26 protein-coding genes are annotated in these 26025 nt (G+C 43.2%); 19 read left to right on the forward strand and 7 right to left on the reverse strand.

The annotated features are described in order from the left end of the window. Positions 1 to 11 precede the first annotated feature (11 nt). On the reverse strand, positions 12 to 347 hold the full coding sequence (locus MKY54_RS13070; protein ID WP_036686243.1) for a hypothetical protein: 336 nt from the start codon (positions 345 to 347) through the stop codon (positions 12 to 14). A gap of 207 nt (positions 348 to 554) precedes the next feature. Here MKY54_RS13070 and MKY54_RS13075 point away from each other — a divergent pair, with 207 nt between their 5' ends. Continuing rightward, the gene (locus tag MKY54_RS13075) at positions 555 to 1661 is read left to right on the forward strand and encodes a lactonase family protein (RefSeq protein ID WP_076189893.1); all 1107 of its coding nucleotides are present in this window, start codon (positions 555 to 557) and stop codon (positions 1659 to 1661) included. A gap of 136 nt (positions 1662 to 1797) precedes the next feature. On the opposite strand, the gene hfq is transcribed toward MKY54_RS13075, so the two are convergent. Continuing rightward, positions 1798 to 2019: an RNA chaperone Hfq gene (hfq, locus tag MKY54_RS13080; protein ID WP_036686247.1), complete on the reverse strand. Its 222-nt coding sequence runs from the start codon at positions 2017 to 2019 to the stop codon at positions 1798 to 1800. 198 nt (positions 2020 to 2217) lie between these two features. On the opposite strand from hfq, the gene MKY54_RS13085 reads away from it, so the two are divergent. Beyond that, entirely contained in the window at positions 2218 to 2772 is a 555-nt protein-coding gene (locus tag MKY54_RS13085; RefSeq protein WP_248548099.1) for a phosphatase PAP2 family protein, read from the forward strand. Positions 2773 to 2840: 68 nt separating this feature from the next. Here the strand turns inward: MKY54_RS13085 and MKY54_RS13090 are convergent, their stop codons facing one another. Beyond that, complete coding sequence (locus MKY54_RS13090) at positions 2841 to 3344, reverse strand: hypothetical protein (protein WP_076189895.1); 504 nt, start codon at positions 3342 to 3344, stop codon at positions 2841 to 2843. Positions 3345 to 3528: 184 nt separating this feature from the next. On the opposite strand from MKY54_RS13090, the gene MKY54_RS13095 reads away from it, so the two are divergent. The 3 genes from MKY54_RS13095 to MKY54_RS13105 all read left to right on the forward strand — a co-directional run bounded on the left by MKY54_RS13095 (position 3529) and on the right by MKY54_RS13105 (position 8589). After that, positions 3529 to 4572: an aromatic acid exporter family protein gene (locus tag MKY54_RS13095; protein ID WP_076125912.1), complete on the forward strand. Its 1044-nt coding sequence runs from the start codon at positions 3529 to 3531 to the stop codon at positions 4570 to 4572. A 219-nt stretch (positions 4573 to 4791) separates the two neighbouring features. Then, positions 4792 to 7143, forward strand: coding sequence for an RNA polymerase recycling motor HelD (gene helD / locus MKY54_RS13100; RefSeq protein ID WP_076183442.1), 2352 nt, complete (start codon positions 4792 to 4794; stop codon positions 7141 to 7143). A 132-nt stretch (positions 7144 to 7275) separates the two neighbouring features. Then, on the forward strand, positions 7276 to 8589 hold the full coding sequence (locus MKY54_RS13105) for an MFS transporter (RefSeq protein WP_081391838.1): 1314 nt from the start codon (positions 7276 to 7278) through the stop codon (positions 8587 to 8589). Between the two features lie 56 nt (positions 8590 to 8645). On the opposite strand, the gene fsa is transcribed toward MKY54_RS13105, so the two are convergent. Then, positions 8646 to 9293, reverse strand: coding sequence for a fructose-6-phosphate aldolase (gene fsa, locus MKY54_RS13110; RefSeq protein WP_036686257.1), 648 nt, complete (start codon positions 9291 to 9293; stop codon positions 8646 to 8648). 231 nt (positions 9294 to 9524) lie between these two features. Between fsa and MKY54_RS13115 the strand changes: the two genes are divergently transcribed. Further along, positions 9525 to 9980, forward strand: coding sequence for a hypothetical protein (locus MKY54_RS13115; protein WP_076304174.1), 456 nt, complete (start codon positions 9525 to 9527; stop codon positions 9978 to 9980). A gap of 151 nt (positions 9981 to 10131) precedes the next feature. On the opposite strand, the gene MKY54_RS13120 is transcribed toward MKY54_RS13115, so the two are convergent. Beyond that, a complete protein-coding gene (locus tag MKY54_RS13120) occupies positions 10132 to 10329 on the reverse strand; it encodes a hypothetical protein (RefSeq protein ID WP_076189897.1) in 198 nt (65 codons plus the stop codon). 81 nt (positions 10330 to 10410) lie between these two features. Between MKY54_RS13120 and rpiA the strand changes: the two genes are divergently transcribed. The 5 genes from rpiA (at position 10411) to MKY54_RS13145 (ending at position 15793) form a co-directional block, all read left to right on the forward strand. Beyond that, positions 10411 to 11091: a ribose-5-phosphate isomerase RpiA gene (rpiA, locus tag MKY54_RS13125; protein ID WP_139329845.1), complete on the forward strand. Its 681-nt coding sequence runs from the start codon at positions 10411 to 10413 to the stop codon at positions 11089 to 11091. Positions 11092 to 11138: 47 nt separating this feature from the next. After that, entirely contained in the window at positions 11139 to 11564 is a 426-nt protein-coding gene (locus tag MKY54_RS13130) for a VanZ family protein (RefSeq protein WP_139329837.1), read from the forward strand. A 3-nt stretch (positions 11565 to 11567) separates the two neighbouring features. Then, the gene (locus MKY54_RS13135; RefSeq protein ID WP_076189899.1) at positions 11568 to 12008 is read left to right on the forward strand and encodes a GNAT family N-acetyltransferase; all 441 of its coding nucleotides are present in this window, start codon (positions 11568 to 11570) and stop codon (positions 12006 to 12008) included. 171 nt (positions 12009 to 12179) lie between these two features. Then, the gene (locus MKY54_RS13140) at positions 12180 to 12635 is read left to right on the forward strand and encodes a MarR family transcriptional regulator (RefSeq protein ID WP_038570382.1); all 456 of its coding nucleotides are present in this window, start codon (positions 12180 to 12182) and stop codon (positions 12633 to 12635) included. Next, the gene (locus MKY54_RS13145; RefSeq protein WP_076189900.1) at positions 12632 to 15793 is read left to right on the forward strand and encodes an MMPL family transporter; all 3162 of its coding nucleotides are present in this window, start codon (positions 12632 to 12634) and stop codon (positions 15791 to 15793) included. The genes MKY54_RS13140 and MKY54_RS13145 overlap by 4 nt, the downstream gene beginning before the upstream one ends. 81 nt (positions 15794 to 15874) lie before the next feature. On the opposite strand, the gene MKY54_RS13150 is transcribed toward MKY54_RS13145, so the two are convergent. Continuing rightward, the gene (locus tag MKY54_RS13150) at positions 15875 to 16546 is read right to left on the reverse strand and encodes a tetratricopeptide repeat protein (protein WP_076218208.1); all 672 of its coding nucleotides are present in this window, start codon (positions 16544 to 16546) and stop codon (positions 15875 to 15877) included. A 305-nt stretch (positions 16547 to 16851) separates the two neighbouring features. On the opposite strand from MKY54_RS13150, the gene MKY54_RS13155 reads away from it, so the two are divergent. From MKY54_RS13155 to MKY54_RS13170, 4 genes are all read left to right on the forward strand, one after another. Continuing rightward, entirely contained in the window at positions 16852 to 18300 is a 1449-nt protein-coding gene (locus tag MKY54_RS13155) for a hypothetical protein (protein ID WP_339190697.1), read from the forward strand. A gap of 89 nt (positions 18301 to 18389) precedes the next feature. After that, positions 18390 to 18983: a TIGR00730 family Rossman fold protein gene (locus tag MKY54_RS13160; RefSeq protein ID WP_076125930.1), complete on the forward strand. Its 594-nt coding sequence runs from the start codon at positions 18390 to 18392 to the stop codon at positions 18981 to 18983. A 138-nt stretch (positions 18984 to 19121) separates the two neighbouring features. Continuing rightward, positions 19122 to 20015 (forward strand): polysaccharide deacetylase family protein, encoded by an 894-nt coding sequence (locus MKY54_RS13165; RefSeq protein ID WP_076304178.1) that lies wholly within the window; start codon positions 19122 to 19124, stop codon positions 20013 to 20015. Between the two features lie 144 nt (positions 20016 to 20159). Further along, a complete protein-coding gene (locus tag MKY54_RS13170) occupies positions 20160 to 20321 on the forward strand; it encodes a hypothetical protein (RefSeq protein WP_172628809.1) in 162 nt (53 codons plus the stop codon). Positions 20322 to 20399: 78 nt separating this feature from the next. On the opposite strand, the gene MKY54_RS13175 is transcribed toward MKY54_RS13170, so the two are convergent. Then, positions 20400 to 20612, reverse strand: a complete 213-nt coding sequence (locus MKY54_RS13175; protein ID WP_076125931.1) for a hypothetical protein — start codon at positions 20610 to 20612, stop codon at positions 20400 to 20402. Between the two features lie 270 nt (positions 20613 to 20882). Here MKY54_RS13175 and MKY54_RS13180 point away from each other — a divergent pair, with 270 nt between their 5' ends. The 4 genes from MKY54_RS13180 (at position 20883) to MKY54_RS13195 (ending at position 25966) form a co-directional block, all read left to right on the forward strand. Continuing rightward, positions 20883 to 22241, forward strand: a complete 1359-nt coding sequence (locus tag MKY54_RS13180; protein WP_076218205.1) for an extracellular solute-binding protein — start codon at positions 20883 to 20885, stop codon at positions 22239 to 22241. 103 nt (positions 22242 to 22344) lie between these two features. Then, positions 22345 to 23298, forward strand: a complete 954-nt coding sequence (locus MKY54_RS13185) for a sugar ABC transporter permease (protein ID WP_036686279.1) — start codon at positions 22345 to 22347, stop codon at positions 23296 to 23298. Next, complete coding sequence (locus MKY54_RS13190) at positions 23295 to 24158, forward strand: carbohydrate ABC transporter permease (protein ID WP_076304180.1); 864 nt, start codon at positions 23295 to 23297, stop codon at positions 24156 to 24158. The genes MKY54_RS13185 and MKY54_RS13190 overlap by 4 nt, the downstream gene beginning before the upstream one ends. Positions 24159 to 24241: 83 nt before the next feature. Further along, a complete protein-coding gene (locus tag MKY54_RS13195) occupies positions 24242 to 25966 on the forward strand; it encodes a sensor histidine kinase (protein ID WP_076304181.1) in 1725 nt (574 codons plus the stop codon). Positions 25967 to 26025: the final 59 nt, after the last annotated feature.

Consider the following 26025-nt stretch of genomic DNA (forward strand, 5'->3'; position numbering starts at 1 on the left):
GAATAAGATGTCTACTTCAGTCCTTTCAGAAGATGACGAATGCTTTCTTGTTTTCGTCTTGGGACACGTACGTTTTTAGCATACAGGCCCATTTCACCGAAATAAATGCAGTCATCTGCGATAGAGCTGATCTTGTTCAGGTTGACATAACAGCCACCGTACACATGATAATAACTTGAATTGGACAACAATCGATTTAATTGCTCGGCAGTCATTCTCTTTTTTATGTTATAGTTTCTGCCGTGAAAAATGACCAAATCATGGTCCCCGACCTTAAAGAACAGAATGTCTGTCTCCACCTCGAAGTCCTCGTACACATTTCTGGCTTCCAGCAGGATGCTACTCATTCATGTTCCCCCTTTATACGGAATAAAAGACTAATGTTAGCGCTTTCATTATATCACAACAGTTAATCGTTGGAAAGACCCATTTTTGAATTGTTTCGTACATTTCTAACTTTATCGTTTGTAATTAACGTTTAAAAATTGTAGATTATATAGATGATCACATCTAATGAGTGTGAAGTAGCAATACTTTTGAGGAGGAATATAGAGATGAATGAGCAGAATAAGTTATTGCTGTTTACAGGTTCTTATGCAAGTGCCGCGGAAAGCGGAGTGCAGGTGTTTGAATTCGATGGAGCTGCAGGTGGTACGCTAAAGCTGCTGGATTCGGTGCAGGGCTTAACTAATCCTACCTTTGTTAATGTAGATGCCGCTGAAAAACGTCTATATGCTATAGGAGAAAAACCGAATGGTGAGGGTGGAAAAGAAGGCGAGGTTGTTACCTTTGCCATTGATCCAAAGGACGGGAAATTGAGTGAACTGAAACGCATTCCCTCCATGCCTGCTTCTGGCAACCGTCAAACAACCACCTGTCATATCAATAGAGATTTGAATGATGAATACGTTGTTGTATGTAGTTATCATGGTGGAAGTGTTGGTTTGATCAAATTAAATGAAGAGAAAGCTGCGGATCAATTAGTTGATGTGGCCGTACATTCAGGTCATGGCCAGCATCCTGAACGGCAGGACCGCCCTCATCCCCATTCCGCTATTTTCAGTCCGGACGGGCAGTATGTGTTTGTATCTGATCTTGGGCTTGATTTAATTCGTGCCTATAGAATCAATAGAGAAACCAACAAGCTAGAAGTGCATGGTGATACGGCGCTGCATCCAGGAGCGGGACCACGCCACTTCACTTTTCATCCAGACGGAAAGTCTGCTTATGTAATTAACGAGGTGGATTCCACCATTACATCGTTTACATATGACAGTGCCGCAGGCACTCTGCACACTGTAGATACAGTGCCGACGCTGCCTGATGATTTTAACGAAGAGAATACTTGCGCTGAAATCGCCATTTCCAAGGACGGAAAATATCTGTACGCTTCAAACCGTGGGGCTGATAATATCGCTGTGTATGCTGTGGATAATGCATCTGCTAAGCTTACACATCTGGAATATGTATCTACTCGTGGGGGACATCCACGTCACTTCGCATTGACACCAGATGGAGCTTATCTTATCGTGGCAAATCGTGATGCGAATAATCTGGTTGTATTTTCAATTGAAGCGGCTAGTGGCCGACTCGAATTTACTGGAAATACAGCTGAAGTATCCAAACCGGTATGTGTGAAGCCCGTAATTGTTCCTGTATAAAGTTACTCCATTTGAAGAGTGAATCAGTGATCTTGGGAAATGCTAAAGGGAACACCGGATATAAAGTCCGGTGTTCCCTTTTTTTGAAAATAAAAGCCTGTGATTATCTGGTTGATGAGGTGAATGAGGGAGTAGACTATTTGAGCGAAACGGGCTTAAGAGGTACAATAGTGGATACTGCAGATTTGAATAGTACATTTTGCCTGCCATCACCTTGACCTTGTAAAGTGATTGTGAAAGCATCGTACGAGGTTACGAGCCCTTGCATTTTCACACCATTCGTCGTAAAAATCGTCACAGGCACCTTTGTGGAAATGAACTGGTTCAACAATCGTTCTTGCAATTTTAAACTCTCCACTTTGGCAGCACTCCATCTTCTGTGAATTTTTTTCTCTCAATAATTATAACATGGGTTAGTCCCTCACTGGAAATGAGATCAACAGTCACCTGAATAGACATGGAGGTATTTATGCTTTATTATCAGAACTGGTCTAGAGCTTTTCGCTTTTTTTTAGGGTTTGCTGCTTGTTTCGCCGTTATAGCTGTCCTTGTAAGTATGAATAAGGTATCAACCTTTGATAACTATATTATTGATGGGGTGCAATCAGCGGAATCACCGGCGTTGACCTCATTCGCCAAAGGTTTATCTCTGATTGGTTCCTCTAAGATCGCTATAGGCATATCTATCGTTACCATGGCACTGCTCTATTTTTTGCTGAAACACCGATTTGAATTAATCTTGTTCCTGTGGGTTGGATTAGGCTCACAGCTCTTGAATACAATAATGAAGTTATGTTTTCACAGAGAACGTCCGAATTTACATCGCATTGTTGAAGAGATTGGTTATAGTTTTCCGAGCGGGCACTCAATGGCAGCATTCTCTTTGTACGGCGTTATTGCCTTTTTAATGTGGCGTCATCTGCGGCGGAGGCATGAACGGGTCTTATTAATAATGTTCGCCGTATTCATGACCGTGGGGATTGGCTGGAGTCGAATCTATCTGGGTGTTCATTACCCGAGTGACGTAATTGGGGGATATATGGCTAGTGGTGCTTGGCTGATGTTGTCCATTTGTTTATTTCAAATCTACAAGAGCTCGCGTAAGAATTAGGACAGATACAAAAACGGATATCTTTCATAACGCATGAAGATATCCGTCTTTATGTGTAAGAGGATTGTTTAAGGAGTCGTCACATGTTGTTCAGATGTTTTGCGATCCTGGAATTGTCCCATTTTGCTTATTCTTTGCTTCAGCATCGCAGGAAGTCCTGCTTTAAGCTTTTGGGCTTCGTCTTTTGTCAGACGTCCTTCGGTGATGGCTTGATCCAGCCGTTGGTTTGCCGATTCGCAGAGCTTCTGAATATATTGATCTTCCGTCCAGCCTTTTTTCTCAAGAGCAAGCTGCGGGAGCGTTTTGCCTGCTTTCAGGCTATTGATTAGCTCTGTACGATCCATTTCCAGCAGTTTAGCCGTTTCAAAAATAATGAAATGTCCACCAGCCCTAACCTTTCCGTCTTTTCCTGGATGGTGACCGTGACCTTTCTCTGAAGGATGGGCACCAGGTGCGGTGGCTGTAAGGGTTACTTTCTCAGCAGAAGCACTTCCGATTGGCGCAAGAGCTGGAGACAGGCTGAGAAAAATAACGGTCGTGAAAGTCATTAATCTTTTGATATTGTTATTCATTCACTCACCTCGTATGTTATGTGATAGGCACTACTCGAATTAGTATTCCCTGAAAGCTGAAAGAAACATGAGTGAGAGCTTAAATGTTCTTAAAATTCATCAACTCCAGGCTGGGGTAATTAGAAGTACGAGGGTTCGCTGATGTTCATATTGTAGCGTGGGCTAATTTTTAGGAGGGATAGGTTTGGCTTTAGGAGCTCGCATATTTAAAACAGGTTTGGCCGTTACGCTAGCCCTGTATTTAGCTGTAATGCTTCAATTTCCTTCTGCCGTGGGTGCAGGGATTGCGGCGATTTTCGCTATGCAGCCCTCTATTTATCGCTCTTGGCGTTATTTTCTTGACCAGCTCACGACTAGTACAATGGGGGCCGTCCTGGCTTTACTTGGAGGGATGCTGTTATCCAACAGCCCAATAGCAGTCGGTTTGGTCTGTATTCTAGTCATTATGATCAGTATGAAAATCAACCGGGCGGATACGATAAGTCTTACGTTAGTTACTGTAATAACAGTGATGGAGGCTTCGGGTGAATGGCAATTCGCACTTAATCGTTTTTTATTAACTTTGACAGGTATTGTTTCTGCATTTCTAATCAATATTATTGTCGTTCCTCCAAAACCTCGTAAGCAATACATTAAGCAAATTGAGAATGTTTTTTCAAGCCTCTCTTTATTGCTAAGAACAGCGGTTTCTCATGAGATGAAGGAAAGTGTATTTCGTGATGAAAAAAATGCTTTGCATTCATCCATAAAATCGTTGGCTGATAAGTATGCATTGTTTGAGGAGGAGCAGAAGCAGTTAAAACGGGCCAAGTATAGCCAGACTAGACAAATGGTTGTGTATAAGAACCTGTTAGCTTCTTTGCAAAAAGGTTACGATGTTCTCGAGGCCGTAGATCGGCATTATTTCCAGGCGGATCGGACCGAACATACAGATGCTCTATTTGATAATCATTTGGAACATTTAATCAAATATCATCAGCACATCTTACTTAAGTTTGAAGACAAATTAAAGCCCAATGCCAATGAATCGGAACCCTTGGGAGAAGACAATGATGAATTCCTGAATACTGCGATTTTGGGGTATAATGCAGAGAAAATAGGTCAGCTGCGTTTATATGTTGTGGCTGCTGCAATTTATGATTACGGATATCAATTGGAGCGCTTAGATAAAGTGGCCGATCAGATGAATCGTATAGCGGAGGATAAAGAATCTGTGCATGAAGCCTAAACATAACCTTGTGAAGAGCAACATATAAGCTTTGTAACAGCAAAAAATCCGGTTCCACAGGGACCGGATCATCTATTTAAGAGAATACTTGAAATCTCAAACTGAAATTGCTAAAATGATAAGATATCGAATAAGTATGCATTTAAAAACATAAATATGCAAATTTATCATATCATGATGCAAATGGAATGTCAACCTTCCAAAAGGGGATGAAATGTAGTGGATAACAATGAAAGTCAGTGGAAAGAGGAACAGGAACGGGTTGACGGAGTAACCAAGCTTTTGTCCGCCCATATTCGCAATTTATCAGAGGAGCTTGGACTTCATCGCAGTGATGTAGTGGATATGCGGAAAGACTTCTGGGAAGAGGTAACCGTAAACTTCAGTAGCCCGGATGATTTGGGAGAAACCTCAACAAGTCTTCGCCAACAGTCCCAAATCCTCAATGAACGGGAACGTCATCATTTGCAATCAAGCAAGGCACTGAAAAAATATAAAAAGCTGGTTGTCTCTCCTTACTTTGGCCGCATTGATTTCACAGAGGAACCAACGGGCGGGCTGGAAAAGATTTATCTAGGGATTGGATCCTTGATGGAGGATGATGGCACCTTTTTGATCTATGACTGGCGTGCGCCGATCTCCAGTCTGTATTATGACGGGGCACCAGGTCCTGCAGCTTATGAAACACCTGGAGGATTAGTCTCCGGAACAATGAATCTTAAACGCCAGTTTGTTATTGCTGACGGTGTAATTGAAGTTATGTTTGACACTGGGGTTACGATCGGGGATGAGCTGCTGCAGCAGGTGCTAAGTCATAGCGCTGACGATCGAATGAAAAGTATTGTTGCTACAATTCAAAAAGAGCAAAATGCGATAATCCGCAACGACAAAAGCCGGATGCTAGTTGTGCAAGGAGCAGCGGGAAGCGGAAAAACCTCTGCTGCATTGCAGCGGGTAGCTTATCTTCTATATAAATACCGTGAAGTATTATCAGCAGATCAAATGCTGCTGTTTTCACCGAATCCGCTGTTTAACAGCTATGTATCTACAGTGCTCCCGGAGCTAGGCGAAGAAAATATGCAGCAAACAACGTTCCAAATGTATTTAGAACATCGTCTTGGACATGAATTCCTGCTGGAAGATGTCTTTAGTCAGACCGAAAGTTTACTTAATGCTCCTGAGGGTCCTGAGGTGGCTATACGCAGAGAAGGCATTGCCTATAAATCGTCCGTCCCTTTCCTTGATGTGATTCGGCGGTATGCTACGTTGTTGGAACAGGAGGGTATGCTTTTTAAGCCTTTAATGTTTCAAGGGAAAGCAGTGGTCAGTAAAGAAGAAATGGAACGCCAGTTCTACGCGTACGATCCTGCCATAAAGCTTGCAAATCGTGTGGATTTGATGATCCGCTGGCTGCTTAAGAAGATTGCAGATTTTACTCATGAGGAAAGAAATGCGAAGTGGGTCGAAGATCAGATCGAGCTGCTGGATTCCAGCGATTATCACCGTGCATATCAGATGTTGCGTCGGAAGAAGAAAGCTTCGCAGGATAGCTTTGATGATTTTGATACGGAAAAAGAAGTGTTATCTCGTTATGTAGTCAGCCAGCGGCTCAAACCACTGCGTGGTTGGACTAAACGGGGTCGATTTGTGGACGTTAAGGGCTTGTACAGCACGTTATTTACAGATCGCGAGCTTATGGCGCGCCTCAATGGAGATTATCCTTTACCAGAGGTGTGGGATGATATCTGTGAGCAGACATTGGAATCCATTGGAGTGAACGAGCTTGCTTATGAGGATGCTACGCCATTCCTTTATCTGAAGGAGTTAAGCCAAGGTTTCCGGACCAACACACTGATCCGCCATGTGATTGTAGATGAAGTACAAGACTACTCTCCATTCCAATTAGAGTTCATGCGCCGTTTATTTCCAAGAGCAAAAATGACCGTATTAGGCGACCTGAACCAGGCCATTTATGCGCAAGGTGAGGTACTGGGGGATTTGTCTAGTCTCGTAAGTATATATGGTGAAGAGAACACAGAAGTGATCTCGTTAACCCAAAGCTACCGTTCAACTTATGAGATCGTGGAGTTTACGCGGTCAATGATCCCTGGAGGAGAACGAATCGTACCATTTAATCGGCGGGGAGAAGAGCCCCAGCTAAGTGTGGTATCCAGCGAGAAGGAGCTTCTGAATGCTGTGGAACAGGATATCCGCAAGCTGCATTCTGAGGGATATCATTATGTGGCTGTCATCTGCAAAACAGCGGAGGAAAGCGCAAGGGTTCATGCTGAACTGAATCGTAGCCTGCCGGTGAGACTTGTTACAAAGGAAACACCGAATTTTCAGAAGGGGACACTGGTTCTGCCTGCTTATTTAGCAAAAGGCGTGGAGTTTGATGCGGTCGTCATCTATGATGGCTCGGCTGAACAATATGGCAGAGAAAGTGAACGCAAATTGTTTTATACGGCGTGCACTCGGGCTATGCACTTGCTGCACATTTTTAGTCTGGGTGAACCTAGCCATTTTATACCGTCCGCTAATGTGGCATCTTTAAGCGCCGGGTCGCTGTAACCATAGATTTCTTCATTTTAAGATCGTCCTTTCCGAAGCAGCGGAGGGACGGTCTTTTTGTTTTCATGAATAAAGAAGGGCGAACAAACCACAATAAAGAATGTTGTACACAATGACAAAGGTGGTCAGTTCATGAAGGAAAGAAAATGGGATCTGCTTGCCTTAGCATCAATCCCACTAATAATGACCCTCGGTAACTCCATGCTGCTGCCTATTCTGCCGCAGATCTCCAAAGAACTCGGCATTAGCGCTTTTCAAGTCAGTATGCTGATTACCGTGTATGGATTGATGGCAATTGTAATGATCCCTATTGCAGGTTATCTGTCAGACCGTTTTGGGCGAAAGAAGGTTATTCTTCCGAGTTTAATCATTGCCGCAATTGGCGGTGCTGTCTGCGTGGTGGCTGCTTGGTTTATGAAGGGGGTTAGCGCTTATTGGGTGATCTTAGCGGGGCGTCTGTTGCAAGGAATTGGTGCAGCGGGTGCTTTTCCAATTGTAATCCCCTTTGTAGGCGATTTGTTCAAGGAAGAAGAAGATGTGAGCAAAAGTCTGGGAATCATTGAGACCTCCAATACGTTTGGTAAAGTACTCAGTCCAATTCTTGGTGCCTATCTTGGGATATGGCTCTGGTTTGCTCCTTTTATTGCAATTCCCATTTTATGTCTAATTTCATTTTTGTTAGTCTTATTTCTGGTCCGAAAGCCCGAAGCAAAGGATGAACCTGAGAAACAGGAACTTCGGGCGTTTTTATCTGGAATTGTGAGCGTTTTACGCAAAAAGGGACGTTGGTTGTATGCTATTTTTGTCATAGGCGGCATCTGTATGTTTGTGACCTTTGGTGTCCAATTCTATTTATCAGAAATGCTGGAAACTAAATATAAGATGCACGGGGCGACGAAGGGGTTTGTGTTGGCGATACCGCTTGCCCTCTTATGTCTGTCCTCCTATGGAACAGGAAAGATCATTGGTCAGAATAAAACGCTAATGAAATGGCTGGGTTTTGGGGGCATGGTGTTACTGACTGCGGCGATGATTTGTGCGGGATTCAACAAAGGCATTTATTTTTTAGTAGGGTTTATGGGCTTAGGCTGTGTTGGAATCGGAATTGTACTTCCCTGTATGGATGCTTTAATCACGGAGGGGATTGAGAAGGAGAACAGCGGCACAATCACCGCTCTTTATAGTAGTATGAGGTTTATAGGGGTAGCGTTGGGGCCACCGGTGGTATCGTTGCTGCTAAGCAGCGGGCATTGGGTCTTGTTTGCGTTGATGGCTACAGTAGGGGCAATTGGTGGATTGCTGACCTTGTTTGCAGTAACTCCGAGTAAGGGGGAAAAGGGGGAGCCAGGCGTTAAAGACACAGAGAAGATAATTCCTCCAATCTGGCCGAAACGTATTCGCCAAACCTCCTCAATGTCTCTGGATGGAAAAAAGGGCTATCCCTAAGCTGCGTTGCCGCAGCTTGTGGGATAGCCCTCTAGATAAAAGAATAAAAGATATTCTTAGGCTTGTGGAACAGATTCCCAATCCTTCAAGAAACGTTCAATACCGTTATCTGTCAGCGGGTGCTTCCAGAGGGTTGGCAGAAGTGAACCTGGGATTGTAGCGATGTGTGCACCAGCAATAGCTGCTTGTTCAACATGAGCAATGTTGCGGATACTTGCTGCAATGATCTCGGATTTCAAGTTGTAGTTAGTCAGGATAGTCTTCAGATCCTTGATCAGCTTCATTCCGTCAACACCGATATCATCCAGACGACCTACGAAAGGAGAGATATAAGTTGCGCCTGCTTTAGCAGCCATCAAACCTTGAGCCGCGGAAAATACTAGTGTAACGTTAGTTTTGATGCCTTTTTTAGTAAGCTCATAACAAGCTTCCAAGCCATCTTCAGTCATAGGGAGTTTAATTACAACGTTTGGAGCCCATTCAGCAATTTCGTATGCTTCTTTAAGCATTTCTTCTGCTGTAAGTCCGATTACTTCTGCGCTTACAGGTCCTGGAACGATTGCAACGATTTCTTTGATAACATCCTTGAACAATCTTCCTTCTTTAGCGATCAGCGAAGGGTTAGTCGTTACGCCATCCACTAGTCCTAGGCGAGTAATACGTTTGATTTCTTCAATGTTTCCGGTATCCAAGAAAAACTTCATTTTAAATTTCCTCCCTTGATTTCCATATGGATTGACAAGCAACATTCATATTTACATTATGAGACATGCAAATCAAAGTTTCAACTGTTATTTTGAATATTTCAAAATAACTTTATAGAATCAGTATTACCTGTATGCGCTGAATTTCAGATAATATAAGATTGGCTTAGGCCTCCCTCCATGATAATATATAACCGGAATTGTTATTTTGGAGTGGGAGGTGGGGATGGGATGATGTATGCGATATTGGTTATTTTACTTGTGCTTGTGCTGGCAGCAGCGGGATTCCTTACCTACCAAAACAGCAAGTTGGTGTCTAATCAGAAGAAACTCGGTACTTCATCAGGTGATCCTTCCCTTATGTATTCTATCTTTGACCAATCTAGTGCAGCTGGTGTTGAAGAACCTGAGGCCATTCCGTTATTTCAATACACTGTATTTGCGCGGTCGAATGGAGCGGTTGTTGTGAACAAGCCTGTAGCTTTGATTATTTTGTGCAGAGTTGCAGCGGGAAAAGGGGATTACTTACTGGCTGATGTCGAGCGTAATATGCTTGAGAAGATTAGTAGGCCAATGCCTTTGAATGCGTATTCTGAGCATAAAGCCTACTTACACAGGACGGCTAATCACACAGAAAAAGAGATGATTCTCAATCTAGAGGATGCAGTGAATTTACAATATACATAGAGTAGGGTGAAAGATATTGATTTTTTGCTCTGCGCAAAGCATAATACAAATTTGGATATAAAAAAAATCAAACAGCCGGAAGCAATCGCGTTTTATGTTAAACACAGCTACCGGCACATTGATTGGTAAAATAATGGATGCCAGTCAGCACTTAGGCATGATATCTCCCTACGGGTGCATTAAGCACCCATTCCAGCATCATGATCATATCTTCAACTCTAGTGAGCTGAGTTTGTAGGTTATCTTGCTGTGGGCTTTTCTCTGTTAATGAAGCTAATCTTGATTCCAGAGATCTGCGCTGCAGTGTCAATTCGTTGATTTTAGATTGAATTTGGTTTTCGGTTCTCATCCGGAATCCTCCTGAACAATAGGTGATTTCAACATCATCATAGATCATTATAACGGATAACATGGGGGTAATAAAATGAGTATCAATGTTAAACAATTAGCCGCGGAAAAAGCAGTGGAATTTGTAAAAGATGGCATGAAGATCGGCCTTGGTACTGGATCTACTGCCTATTGGGCGATCAACAAGCTTGGTGAGCGCGTCAGTGAAGGTCTAAAGATTACCGCTGTAGCAACCTCCCGTGCTTCCGAAGAACAGGCGCGTGAACTTGGGATTCCAATCGTAGCTTTTGGAGATATTGATAGTCTGGACCTGACCATTGACGGAGCGGACGAGCTGGATAGTAGTCTACAGCTTATTAAAGGTGGCGGTGGCGCGCTGCTTCGGGAGAAGATTGTTGCGAGTAACAGTACTCGTATGATCGTTATTGCTGATGAGAGTAAAGTGGTAAACACACTTGGCAAATTCCCGCTGCCTGTGGAAATTGTTCCTTTTGCATGGGAATGGACTGTGGCTAAACTTGCCAAGCTGGGTTGCAATCCTGAATTGCGTCGTAGCGGAGAAGAGCTGTACAAGACAGATAACGGCAATTACATCGCAGACTGCCGGTTCGAAGTCATTGAGTCCGCACCGAAGCTGGCACTGACCATCCAAAGTATTCCGGGAGTTGTGGAACACGGCTTATTTATTGGAATTGCAGCAATGGCTATTGTGGGTAAAAAAGATGGAAGTATTGAAATTATAGAAGCTAAACCGGGCAATTGATCATTCGTAGATCTGGAGAATCTAGCAGTTTACGGAAGCTGAGAGCATTGACACGGATAGGGCTGACTCTGTATAGTGCTACTGTTATCTATTGGATGTTCATCGGTTTTGGGCGTGAGATCCATACAGGTGGCCCGCTTCAGTACAATTTGATTCCATTACGTACGGTGTCACTTTATTTCGACATGAATAACGGGTTATCGCTGATCAGCCGGTTTGTGAATCTGCTTGGAAATGTTGTTGTGTTTATTCCATTTGGTATACTAATTCCACTTGCAAAGACACGGCCAATTTCTTGGAAAAGAATCTCTTTATATGCTGTTCCTTGCATCCTGCTTTTGGAGTCTCTGCAAATGCTGCTGCATGTCGGAAGCTTTGATATTGATGATCTATTGTTAAACATGTTAGGGATATGGACAGGTTACTGTATGTTTCGAATCGGGTACAGAAGCAACAGAGAAGGAGGAATGTGAACAATGTTGGTAGATCTTAAATCCCTTATTGGTTCGCCTGAGGTGAACGAGCTGTTGACGTATGCGGTCATTGATGACCCCAACGCGTTGGAGCAGACATCGTCTGAGTACAGCGAACAAGCCGGGCTGCAGTTATATGGCTGGGAAGAAGAAGAACTCCTGCTTGGTCTTGTAGGTTTCGAAGAAACCGAAGACGGTTCTTTGGACATTCGGCATATTGCCGTCTTGCCAGAGAATAGAGGGAAAGGTTATGCACGGGGAATGATTCTGGAGCTGCTCGCTACTTGTCAGCCGCGTTATCTGGTAGCTGAGACTGAGGATGAAATCGCCGCAGATTTTTATCGCAGTCTAGGGTTCATGGTGTACAGCTTAGGAGAGAATGAAGCCGGAATTGAAATGTTAAGATGTGTATACGAAGTTGAAGAGACCGAGGATGAGGACTAAAAAGTCTTTGAAGGTCATAAAATGGCAGGTCGAGAAGAATCTCGGCCTGTTTTTTTTGCGTTTTGCCTTTAAATGCCCGAAAAAAAGCCAATTGACTTTTATAAAAGCAGGTATTATAGTTTGACAATGAAACTGTTCGATAGTTGAACTATATTTTGGAGGTAGGAAGCTTTGGATAACGAAGTGCAACATTGGATCAATCGCTACATGGATGCTTATTTGATTGTGACAAGACAAGTAGCAGCAAGAATTAAAGATAGTATTGCTGCGGAGACAACGAATGATCAGTATCAAATTCTTCGGTTGATTAATGCTCAGGAACAATGTACGTCTACATATCTTGCTGAATCTTTTTGCGTGGGTAAAAGCTCCATTACTGCAATCATTAACAGATTGGTGCAAGCGGGTATAATCGAGCGAACTCGTGACGAGAATGATCGCCGCCAGGTGTATTTGTCGATGTCTGAGCACGGAAAAAAAGTTTTTGAAGCAGCGGAGACGCAGGTACATGAAGTGATTTCCCCGTATTTGTTTCATTTTGAAGAGAAGGATATTGAAATGTTCGTCATGATGTTCGAGAAGCTGGCGAATTTAATTCAGAATGATGATGGAGGGAAGAATCCATGAAGACGATTCTAAAAGCAAGATGGGCGGTTATCGCAATCTGGCTCGCTGTGGCCGTAGTTTTGGTCATGACGGCCCCATCGTTCTCTGATCTTGTACGTGAGAAGGGGCAGGTTACTGTACCTGATGGCTATTCCTCATCTAGAGCAGCAGAGATCTTAAAGGAAGCGGCGAATGACAAGGGCGGAGAGACACTGCATCAGGTAGCTCTTGTATTCAATAATCCAGAGGGAATCGGAGCCGATGAAACAGCTAGTATCCAGCAGGGTGTTGAGAAGTTGGCTGCGAATAAGGAGACGCTGCAGATCGATTCCATCACCGATCCTTTTTCACAAAGTGAGCTTAAGGAAACGTTGATTGCCAAGGATGGCAAGACGATAATGGTGGCGTTGTCTATCAAAGGCGGAGGAGAGTCTGTCACCGCACTTCCTGATAAAGTGGATGAATTACTCACAGATGTTAAGGCGGATCATTATTTAACCAGTGAGGGTTTGATTACTGAGGATATGATTGCTAGCTCGGAAGCCGGGCTTAAGAAATCGGAATATATTACGGTAGTCTTTATTTTACTTATCCTGTTCGTGGTATTCCGTTCGTTCGTGGCACCGTTTGTTCCGCTACTGACGGTAGGACTCAGCTATATTGTTTCTCAGTCCGTTGTGGCTTTTTTAGTGGACCGTTATGATTTTCCATTATCTACATTTACTCAAATCTTTATGGTTGCGGTCATGTTCGGGATTGGTACGGATTATTGTATCCTGTTAATCAGTCGTTTTAAAGAAGAAATGATGACAGCAGAAGATACCAAAAGTGCTATTATTGCAACCTACCGTAAGGCTGGGGGAACGGTGTTCTATTCCGGACTTGCGGTATTCGTAGGTTTTGTAGCGATTGGATTATCCAAATTCATTCTGTATCGCTCGGCGGTAGCCGTTGCCGTGGGGATTGCGGTTATGCTGCTGGCGCTTGTAACCATTGTTCCATTCTTCATGGCGGTACTTGGCAAAAAGCTCTTCTGGCCTTCACGCGGCAAGCTGGAGCACAGTGAGAGCCGTATTTGGGGAGCAGCAGGTTCTTTTTCCTTAAAAAGACCATGGGCCGCGCTGCTAATTGTTGCAGTAATCGTAGCTCCGTTCCTTGTTACCTATAGCGGAAAGCTGTCCTTCAACAGCTTGGAGGAAATTGGCTCGGAATATGCCTCGGTAAAAGGATTTAACATCATTTCGGATAGCTTCGGGCCGGGTGAATCCATGCCTGGCAAGATCGTAATCAAAAATGATGACCGGATGGATACTTCAGAATATCTTGGACTTGCAGAAAAAATCAGCCGCGAGCTGGAAAAAGTGGACAGCGTAAAATCAGTGCGCAGCATGTCTCGTCCAACCGGAGAGCTGATCAGTGATTTCTTAATCCCGAATCAGGTGGGGACTTTATCTGACGGTCTGGATCAGACCAGTGAGGGACTGACCAAGATTCAAACGGGATTGTCTGAAGCTAGTAAACAGCTGAGTGAAAATGCACCTAAGCTTACAGAAGCTGCTCAAGGCAGCGCTAAGCTGACGGAAGGCACAGCAGAACTGAAAGATGGAATCGTCGCGTTAGGCGATGGGCTGGCACGTATTGAGAGCGGAATAAAAAGCGGCTCAGCTGGTGCGGGAGAGATCAAAGCAGGACTTCAACAGGCAGCTGCTAGTGCCAAGCAGCTTGCGGATGCCAATACGAAGCTGCTGGAGGGATATAAAAAAATCGGCAGCGGTTTAACTGCGCTGGATCAAGGGCTTGGGCAGCTTCCGCAGCAGCTGCAAGGTGTGGCAGAAGCGTTGAAGGGACTGGATGGTTCTTTTACGGGTCTTGAGAGCAGTTATCCGGAAATTCTGCAGGATGTTAATTATCTGACCATTAAAGGCACCGTAACGCAGAGTGGTACTGGGGCAGCTCAGCTGGCAGCGGGTCTTGGGCAGATCTCAGAGCAGCTTAAAGGAGCAGCAGCAGGCTTAAATGAGGCGAATGCTGGCTATGCCAAAGCTTCGGCTGGGCAAACTGCACTCGCACAAGGTTTAGCTAAGCTTGTTGCGGGCATCGGTCAGCTGCAATCTGGGCTGGAGCAGGCCGCAGCAGGCCAAGGACAGATCGTAGATAAAATTCCATCCATTACTAGCGGCCTAGATCAATTGCAAGGCGGACAGCAGCAGCTTGCGGATGGTTTTGGTCAATTAACAGGGCAGATAGGAGCCTTAACTACTGGATTAAGCGACAGTGCAAACGGATTGGAACAAATTACCAGTGGGCTGGGCTCTGCACAAGATTATTTGAATCAGATTCAAGCGGCTAAGGATGATGAGCTGAGTGGATTCTTTGTGCCGGCTGAGGCTCTTGAAGCTGAAGGCATAGAGCAGGTATTTAATACCTACTTGTCTGACGACCGTAAGGTAATGACGCTGGATGTAGTATTCACTGAGAATCCATATAGTTCAGAAGCTATTGACAGTGTTGATGATATTCAAGCAGCAGTAGATCGTGCAGTGAAAGGTACGAAGCTGGAAAATGCAGAGTCTGCAATCAGCGGGGTTACAAGCAGCCAGAACGATTTGCGTAATATTTCCAACGAAGACTACACACGTACAGTAATCTTGATGCTGGGTGGGATCTTCATTATCTTGGTGTTGCTGCTTCGTTCAATCGTAATGCCGATTTACCTTATTATTTCTCTTTTGATTACTTATTTTTCAGCATTGGGTGTTACAGAGGCTATATTTGTTCACCTTCTGCACTTTGAAGGGATTACCTGGACAACGCCATTCTTCAGCTTTGTTATGCTGATTGCACTTGGTGTAGATTATAGTATTTTCTTAATGGCCCGCTTTAACGAATATAAAACATGGGATGTACGGGAAGCGATCCTGCATGCTATGCGCAATATGGGAACAGTCATTCTTTCGGCGGTAGTTATTTTGGGCGGCACCTTCGCATCGATGTACCCTTCAGGGGTATTGTCGATGATGCAGATTGCAACAGTGGTGCTTGTAGGGTTGGCCTTGTATGCACTAATCTTCTTGCCGTTTTTTGTTCCTGTTATGGTGCGGATCTTCGGCCGTGGGAACTGGTGGCCATTTGCGGTCAAACAAAGTGGAGAACCCACTAAACAAGATGTAAACATGTAATCACTCTACACAGCAAAAAACCTCTAGTGTTTGCCTAAATAGGCGGCTAGAGGTTTTTTTGTGAAAATATAAGTACAAAGTTTATTTCATTTTGGCAAAAAAGCTACGTAACGCCCAGCCGCGTTCTTGCCGTTTTTTATATTTGGGTAGCGAACGGTAAATGGCGGTGGATTCGTCGAAAGCACGTTTAGCATCCTCAGTTCTGCCCAGTGCTTTGTACATGGAGCCGGCTAAATAATAGGCTTCACTAGAGGAAGATTGAATCTCTTGAAATTGAGTAACGTAATGCAACGCTTTATCGTGATTTGTATGGCGAAAGGTTTCCGCTAACCGAAGATATGGCTGACCATATTGGGCTTTTCGGTTGATTTCTAGACCTCGAAGCATCTGATCTTCGCCTTCTTCCAAAGCGCCCAGCTTAAGATTCACATGACCCAGCTCCACCCAATATTCGGCAGATTGTTCGTAACGGTCTTCGATCTGTAGCAGGATATCCTTGGCTTCCTTGTATTTTTTACGTTCTGACAGATTCCGGGCTAAATCAAATTTAGCAGAAACATCATTTGGATTCAATGATACTGTTGTGCGCAGCTTGGAGATTTGCCGCACCCGTTTGAAGGGCTTTGTAATACTAGGGAAAATTCCCACGTATCGCCGATCTAAGAAATATAAGATAACAAGCAGGATGAATAAAGCCAGAAAAGGGTTGCCCACTAATCTGAAAAGCATCATAATACCTATAAATTTAAGCATGATTTCCCTCCATGATCATTTGGTTCCGGTATTGCGGTTGAATAAGAGTAGATCTAAGGCAGCGTAATTATATCATAATTCAAACCAATCTGAATCCCGGGATTTAAGATAAACTACAACTTTTGTCAGCTTTATAGCGTCTTAGTGTAATAGAAATAATAATTACAATAATATCATAAGAAGGGAAAATCAAGATGCACTTATTTTCAAGGAAGCTAAGGCTGTTTAGTTTGTTGGTTTGTTCAAGTCTGGTGACTGCATTGTCTGTCCCTCAAGTTATAAGTGCAGCTCCATCACCTGGGAAGTTGGGTGGGATTAAGGAGATTGTTGCTTCGCCTGGTTTTTGGGGTGGAAGCTCTTTTGCGGTGGGAACTGACGGAAATGTTTGGTCCTGGGGGAGTAATGTTTTTGGTCAATTTGCTAATGGAACTGCCGGGCCTGAGGGTTGGACGATTACTCCCCATAGAATAGCTGGGCTTGAACATACGAAACAGCTGGCGATCGGCGAAGCGTACTATGTAGCGCTGAACGAAGACGGTACGGTTAAGGCTTGGGGAGATTATCGGGATAAGAGTGTAGCAGAAGCTGGCAATGGGGCAAGTGCTAAACAACACAAGGTTCTGCTTCCTCAAGGGATCTCAGGAATGAGTGATGTGGTTAGTATATCGTCAGGATTGCATAGTGCATTAGCTTTGAGAAACGATGGAAGTCTACTACAGTGGAATCCTCCAGAAGCTTCAGATGTGGGCTATACAGAGCTGCCTGCTGCCACTAAGGTACAGGGTTTGAGCGAAGTGAAGTGGATCGGAAGCAGTATTTATCATGCCGCCATTCGAACTAACGGTACGCTGTGGATTTGGAGTGCTATCCCGCAAACAGAGAACACGAATGTGATGAAGAAACCGACCCCAGTTAAGGATTTATACCATGTAAAGTCCGTCTCTATGAGCGATCGCAGTATACTGGCTTTAACCGAGAGCGGGAGCGTCTGGGGAACAATTGACAGCGATAATTATAACGAAGTCACGATGAGCAAGATGCCAGGTCTTACGGATATTGTATCTGTCCAGACGAAAAACGGGTTCAATCTTGTTGGCAATAAAAAAGGAGAATACTGGGTATGGAAAGCTGGTACCTCACTACAAGGTCTGCAAAAGATTACAGCCGTAAAAACGATCTCAAAACTTACGCTGGATTTAGACAACTTTGCAGCTGTTAAAAAAGATGGCACCGTGTGGACTTGGAGTACCCAACCAACAACCGACAACCGTTTAGTTTTTACGCAGCCTAAGTTAATAAAAGGATTGAGTGATCCTGTTTCTTTTGCCATGGGTGAGAATAGTAAGTATGCAGTCCTGAAGGATGGAACAGCTGTGGCTTGGGGAACAAATAGGTTTGGTCAACTCGGAATTAGCGCGGTTGATTCACGTCCTTTTGCTATATCTCCTATTTTAAAGCCTGTTACTGTAATTGTAGATGGTCAAAAAATGGATTCCGCACAGTCTGCTATTTTTATGGATGGAAGTGTAAAAGTACCGATTAGGGATGTAGCAGAAAGTCTGGGATATACCCTGTCTTTGGAGGGGGAACTGACGTTGACGAAAGCTGGGAAGAAAATTTCATTACCATCAGCAGAATCCATTAAAGTAAGCTATACTTCTCTAGTGCCAGCAGCGGCTTTGGCCAAAGCTACAGGTCTATCTGCGGAGTGGAATAGTACGCTGTACCAATTAACATTACAAACAAAAAGATGACTTTCATTTAACACATATATTAATATTCTGAGGTACAATAAGTGAATTAATCTCAATTTCACCATAATAACCAGTCTGGAGTGATAGGAATGGCTTTTACAATATGTGTGTTTGCCGGATCGAATCCAGGTCTTAACTCTGAATATACGGAAATGGCTAGGGAATTAGGTTATCATATAGCGGCACAAGGCTGTAGGTTGGTCTATGGAGGTTCGCGGAATGGCCTTATGGGACAGGTTGCGGACGGAGTACTTGCGAATGGCGGCGAAGCTGTAGGAATTATGCCAGTGGATCTTTTTCAAGATGAAATCAGACACTCCGGATTGACGAATCTGATTGAGGTCTCTAGTATGCATGAACGTAAGGCGGTAATGAGCGGTATGGCGGATGCTTTTATTGCTTTGCCGGGAGGTCTTGGAACCTTCGATGAGCTATTTGAAATTCTGTGCTGGATGCAGATTGGTATTCATCAGAAGCCTATAGGGCTGCTGAATGTTCGAGGTTATTTTAATCCACTGCAAGCCCTGATCTCACATAGTGTGGCTGAAGGTTTTGCACCAAAAACTGCACTTCAAATGCTGCATATGAACTCAGAACCCGAATATCTGCTTGAACTGATGAGAGGGCGAGTGGATCATAATAATGATGAGAAGGGGAAAGCAAGGTTCCCGTCTCAGCGCTAGATTCAAGGTTTCCACTGCTCTAAGGTGCGAATAATTGGTTTAGCACGCTATTCAAAATAAGGACGCAAACACTTCACGGTGTCTACGTTCTTATTTTTTTTCTTTTTGTAAAATCATTTAGTAATAGGGGGAAGGCTTATGATTCGAAAATTAGGCTTTGCGGCTGACGACCGTCTGTTAATAATTAATGCCGACGATTTCGGAATAACTAAAGGAACTAATGAAGCTATTGTTAACTTATTTGAAGGACAAGCTATAACATCCACATCTATTATGATGCCTTGCCCAGACTCAAATGACGCTATAAAGATAATTAATTGGAAAGGAATAAAGAATATTGGAATTCATCTAACGCTAACGAGTGGCGAGAAATATCCGTATCAACCAGTATTCAAAGAAAAAATCTTGAGTAGCTTAATTACGGGGGAAGGGTATTTTCATCAAGATGCCACTCTTCTGGAAAGAAACGCTGCTGATGACGAGATTAGATTAGAGTTAGAATCGCAAATCCAAAGTGCAATCGTACAAGACATTGATCCAACTCATCTGGATAGTCATGGGGGGAGTATCATGGGGTTATACACTGGGCGAGATTTTATAGAAATAATATTTGATTTGTGTGAAAAGTACCGCCTGCCCTTTAATTTACCTATTAGGATATTAGAACAACCCTTTTTTAATAATGATCAGTTGAGATTGTTTCAAAAAAGAATTTCTTCAGCAAAAGAAAGGGGGATTTTATTAATCGATGATATAATTTCTCTTCCTTACTGTTTTTACCCTGCTGCGGAATATAGCAAAATGAAAATGAGATTAACTGAATTGTTAAAGAATTTAAAACCTGGAATAACACAGTTAACTATACATCCATCTAAAATAACAGATCAATTAATAGCAATAACGAAATGTTATACAGAAAGAGAATTGGAATATCGTCTTCTAAATGATATTGAAATTAAGGAATTGATTATTAATAAGGAGATTAAACTTATTTCGTGGAAAGACATACGTGATTTACAAAGATGTATTTAGCATATTCTAAAAGCTGCACTTTTTCATTTTTTAATATGAATCTGATAAAACTGTTTAAACTTTGGAGAAGCTGGGTAAATAAGCCGTAAGTAACCAAGCAGAAATGCAAATTTCAGGAACATCACGGAAGGAGGTTGAAATCCAATGAATGTGATCGTACATAATCTTATGGCTTACAATCATCAGTTTTTTAGACCTCAGCCCGTGGTCAATCCCAAGCAAGGAAAAGCAGACAAGAAGAGAATGAGTTTCCAGGAAGTTCTGAATGAGAAAATGAAAGCGTACAGCACCTACAACAAAAATTAAAGATGAAAGCTATACCCTATGTCTGTTAAAGAAAGCCGGAACGTGATGATCCTAGAGATCATTGCATTCCGGCTTTCTTTAGGGTCTGACCTCAAAAAATTCGCAGCTCTTGCGTGAGTAGTAAGTCAGATCACTAACTCTAGATTGAATAACAACATCGAAATCAGTGAAGCGGACAACGGTTGCTCCTGAATTTACTAAATGATCGTCCTGAAATACACGAACAGGTAATTTGCGGTCAACGGCTTCTTGGAAATCGCTGTCGCTTAGCAGCGGGCGGTTAATGGGCATGGGTAATAACTCCTTTGATCATGTAATGAAGTAAGAAATAAAAATAGTATACCTGCGGAAGCACAAGAAATCCAATTTAAGATGAAGTACACGTATTCTGTGAGGAACATATTTGGACGAAATTTTATACTCCCTCCTTAGACATAACATAGATATGAATGGTTTCGTAATTATTTCCACCATAAATCGGAAGTTTACCTCCTCAAAAAAAGAATTTAAACCCTGTACACTAATTCTTGTAAGAGAAACCTTTGAAAGGGGTACAGGGGAATGAATAAAGTAAAACACTTGGCGCTATCGTTAGTCGCTATCATGCTCGTAGGTTCACTGGCAGCATGCGGAGGCAACAACGCCGAGAACAACAACACATCAAACAAAAATGCAGGTAACAACGCAGCAAGCACAAGTGAACCTACTAAGGATGAGGGAACAGAACCGGCTGAGAAAATCGAACTTTCTTTCTGGACACTGGGCAACGTGAACTACGAGGATTTAGCGAAGGAGTACACTAAGGAACATCCAAACATTACGATCAAAGTGCAAAATACCGGTGACCAAACCGCTCACCATAATAATTTGACCACTGCTTTGTCGGCTGGATCGGGTGCGCCTGATATTTTCCAACTTGAAATCGGTTTCATGGAACGTTTCATCAACGCTCAGGACAAGTTCTATAACCTGAATGATCTGGGTGCCAAAGATATTCAAGCCAACTATCTGGATTGGAAATGGAAACAAGCTTCTTCCGTAGATGGCAGCTTCCAGCTAGGTCTTCCAACAGATATCGGTCCAACGGTTGTATATTACCGCACAGATTTGGCTGAAGAAGCTGGACTGCCAAGTGATTCAGAAGGATTCGGCGCTGCTATTGATACTTGGGATAAGTTCGCAGCTGTTGCCAAAGCTTTCAAAGAGAAAACAGGCAAACCATTTGTAGACCTTACGGATCTTACCTTTAATGCTTTGCGTGATCAATCTGCTGATGAAATCTATTTCAGCAAAGCTGATGGCAGCTTTATCGGAGATACCAATCCGCAAGTCAAAAAAGCTTATGATTTCACGGTTAAAGGTATTCAAGAAGGCTGGATCAGCAATGTTATGCTCTGGTCTCCTGAATGGGGTCAAGGCATGAACGACGGTTCATTTGCAGTAGTTATGGGACCGGCTTGGATGGCAGGAAATGTTAAGAGTAATGCTCCAGACTCCTCTGGCAAATGGAAAATTGCTCAGCTCCCTGAAGGTGCTGGTAACTGGGGTGGCTCGTTCCTGACGCTGCCAAAAGAAGGCAAACACTCGAAAGAAGCTTATGACTTTATCGCATGGATGGATAACAAGGAAAACCAACTGGAATCTTTCAAAACAAAAGGACTTATGCCTTCTATTCCTGCCCTGTATGAAGATCCTGCATTCGTAGACTTCAAAGATGATTTCTTCGGTGGACAACAAACCGCTGTAGAATTCGGTAAAGCAGCAAACCGGGTAAAACCTGTATACTACGGACCGCTTCATGACCAAACCGATACTTTCTTCAAAAACGCATTGAAAAATGTGTTGGAGAAAAAAGCAGATCCGACCAAAGAATGGAACGAAGCAGTAAAACAAGCGAAAACATTGGCTGAACGCAGCTAAGATTTCAAGCTTATGAAATTCAATTTCTAGAAGGTCCGGATTCATAGAGTGAAACATTCTCTGTGAATTCGGATTTGCACGTTAGATTACCTGGAGGTGTGACATGGCACAACCTGTTATTTCAAGTCCGCATGCCGAGAGCAAGCGCCGCTTTTTAACTGAACAAAGAAGGAGCCGCATCACTGCTTACACGTTTATTTCGCCCTTTTTTATTCTGTTCTCGATATTTGGACTATATCCGATCTTTTTCACGATCTATCTCTCGTTCTTTAAATGGGATGCCCTGAATCCTATGAAATTTGTAGGGTGGAAAAACTATGATCTGGTCACAAGTGATCCGACCTTTTGGATTTCTTTTAGCAACACGTTAATTATGGGGCTTATGGGTACTGTTCCACAGATATTACTAGCTCTATTGATTGCTGTTTTATTGAATTCGGCGATGACTCGCTTTAAGAAGACGTTCCGGGTTTTATTTTTTATGCCTAATATTACGTCTATCGTTGCGGTTACGCTCGTGTTCAGCACACTGTTTGGCAACAACGGAATGATCAACTGGATTCTAAACGGCTTGGGACTGGATAGTATGGCCTTCAACTCTGGCTGGTGGGGCGTTAAAATCGCCATTTCTACGATGGTAATGTGGCGCTGGACGGGATATAATGCCATTATTTTTCTATCAGGCTTGCAAAGTATCCCTACGGATCTATATGAAGCGGCACGTATTGACGGTGCGAACAGAAGACAACAGCTAACCTTTATAACGTTACCGCTATTGAAGCCATTCATTGTATTTGTTACCTTGCTTTCAACTATAGGTGCCTTGCAGTTGTTCACTGAGCCTTATGTATTTTTGGGCCAAGCGGGAACTGGATCTACACGTCAGGAAGGAATCACTATGGTTACTTATTTGTATAGCGAAGCATTCCGCAACGGATTTTTTGGTACGGCAGCAGCTACGGCAGTCTTGCTGTTCCTGGTCACGATTATTTTCTCTGTCCTCAATATGCTGGTCTCAAATCGCATGGGTGGAGATACGGGAGGGGGTAAAGCGTGAGTACGCTGCGTGTATTTAAAAAAGATCCGGATGATCTAGGGATCATCGGCAAGTTAGGATTTTATCTGCTGCTGGTTGTTGGTGCGCTCGTGTCCATCTTTCCTTTTTATTGGATGTTTGTAGTTGGCACTAATGACAGAGGCGCAGTATTCCATGTGCCACCTTTGCTTACGGTTGGAGACCAGTTTTTTGAGAATTTCCAGCGGGTACTGGACAAAACAGACTTCTTTCAAGCCTTGGGCAACTCTTTATTTGTCTCATCTATGGTTACAATATCAGTCGTGTTTTTCTGTACACTGGCAGGTTATGCCTTTGCCAAATATGAATTTCCGTTTAAAAATTTTCTGTTCTACTTTGTAATTGCTACATTATTTGTGCCACAGCAGCTTGGTGTATTACCTACTTACGTAATTATGGCCAAGCTCCACTGGATAGACTCTTTCAAGGCACTTATTGTTCCGGCGATGGTTAATGCCTTCGGGATCTTCTGGATGCGGCAGTATATCACTACAGCTGTACATACGGAATTGATTGAAGCAGGTCGGATCGATGGCGGCGGACATTTCCGGATCTTCTGGAACATCGCTATCCCGGTCATTACTCCAGCTATGGCTACACTAGGTATACTGAATTTTATGACCGTTTGGAATGACTTCTTCTGGCCTTTAGTGGTACTGAAGAATCAAGAGCATTTCACAATTCAAATTGCGCTCCAGCAGCTGTTCTCCAATCGCGATGGTCTAGACTACGGAATGATCATGTCAGCAACATTTACGGCAACCTTGCCACTGCTGATTGTATTCCTGTTATTTAGCCGCTGGGTGATTGCTGGACTTACTTCAGGAGCTATTAAGAGCTGATCTTACTTTTTGATCTTTACAGGGAATAGGCGGTTTTGTGAAGAATACTAGAGGACAGAGACAGCAGGGGGAAGGGGAATATCATGAAACTCCGCCGTAAAATCTTGTTCGCTATTATTCTTCTCGTCTTTATTCCGGTTATTCTGATGGGGATCGTCACTTACGTTAATTTTTCTAATGCAATGGAGAAAAAATCAAGCAACTTCTACTGGATTTCACTGCTTGAAACGGATCGAAAGCTTAAATTTGCGCTTAGTGAAATCACCTCGATCACGAATTCAAAAATTACGCAGCCGGTTGTTCAGCAATCACTGAAGCAGAAGAACTTTGTAATCACTTATGATCGAAAGCAGGAGCTTAGCAGTTATCTCATTGATCATCCAATGATTACTTCATTTAGTTTTTATAGTAAAGATCGTTTAATTTATCAATACAATGCATCGATGTCTTTTGAGGACTTGAAGAGACAAAGCTGGTTTGACGCGATGGAAGGCGCCGAAGGGCGGCCTGTGTGGTCAGGACCGGGAGAAAATGGCTCGGAGATCTCCGGCAATCCGGTACTTGTACAAGCAAGAGTAATCAAAGATTCATATTCTCTCGAAGATATCGGATATCTGGTTGTTAATGTAAAACCTGATTTATTGGATCAGATTTTCTGGGAAGCAGCAACCCTTAAGAAGGGGGATATTTTGCTGGTCAACAAGCTAGGAAATATCGTTTTTAATAAATCCGGTGAACATATTGGACAACGCACAGATTTCCCCTTTTTACAAAATGATTATGCTAAGGAACATGACTATTACATCGACAACTATCAGGGGGAAAAATCACTCATAACCTTCCTACCTTCTCATAATGCAGCCTGGTATTTAGTAGCCATTACACCTATGAATCTCATCTCGTCAGAATCTGTATCCATCCGGAATATTGCGATTATTTTAAGTACAGTTTCGCTGTTATCCGCCATTTTGTTCGACCGCTATTTCGTACGGAGGCTCGTTCATAGTATTAATAGTGCGGTTAACGGGATGAAGCGGGTGAAGCAGGGGATATTTACGCCGATCACTACACCCTATCGTGCTGATGATGAAAGTGATTTGCTGATTGATGGCTTTAATCGGATGAGCACGCAGATCAATGAGCTGCTTGTGCAGGTGGAGACTGAGCAGGGACGTAAGAAGGAAGCAGAAATGCAAGCGCTAATGGCGCAGATTAACCCTCATTTTATTTATAATTCACTCGAATCGATTAATTCGATGGCCGTGCTGCAAGGCAATAAAGATATTAGCAAAATGGTCATCTCACTCGGCAAGCTGCTGCGAATCAGCATCAGTCAGAATCAGGAGCTGATTCCGCTGCATATGGAGTTCGAGCATGTCCGTCATTATTTGGATATCCAGAAGTTTCGTTTTGAAGACAAATTCTCGTATATCATAGATCTTTCGGATGGTCTTAGGACGTTCATGACACAAAAGCTGATCGTTCAGCCGATTGTTGAGAATGCGCTGTATCATGCGATTGAGCAGATGGAGGACCCAGGGGTCATTGAGATTACGGCCTATGAAATGGGCATGGATATGATCATTATCGTAAAAGATAACGGCCCCGGCTTTGACCTTGCCAAGATGATGAGTCTTTGGGATAACGAGGGAAGTGCTCAGAAGAAATACAGTGATAGCGGCGTGGGGCTTAAAAATGTGCATGAACGCTTGAATATTCGGTTCGGCAGTCCATACGGCATACTAGTGTGTTCATCCCCCGGCTTTGGTTCAACCATCCGAATCCGAATACCAAAAATACTGCCGTAATCGACCGTACGGAAAGAAAGGGGGAGAATGTTATCAAAAAATGGTTATTGAAATGGGGC

Origin of the sequence: Paenibacillus sp. FSL P2-0121, from assembly GCF_037975345.1 — a bacterium.
GTDB classification, from domain to species: Bacteria; Bacillota; Bacilli; order Paenibacillales; family Paenibacillaceae; genus Paenibacillus_AQ; species Paenibacillus_AQ odorifer.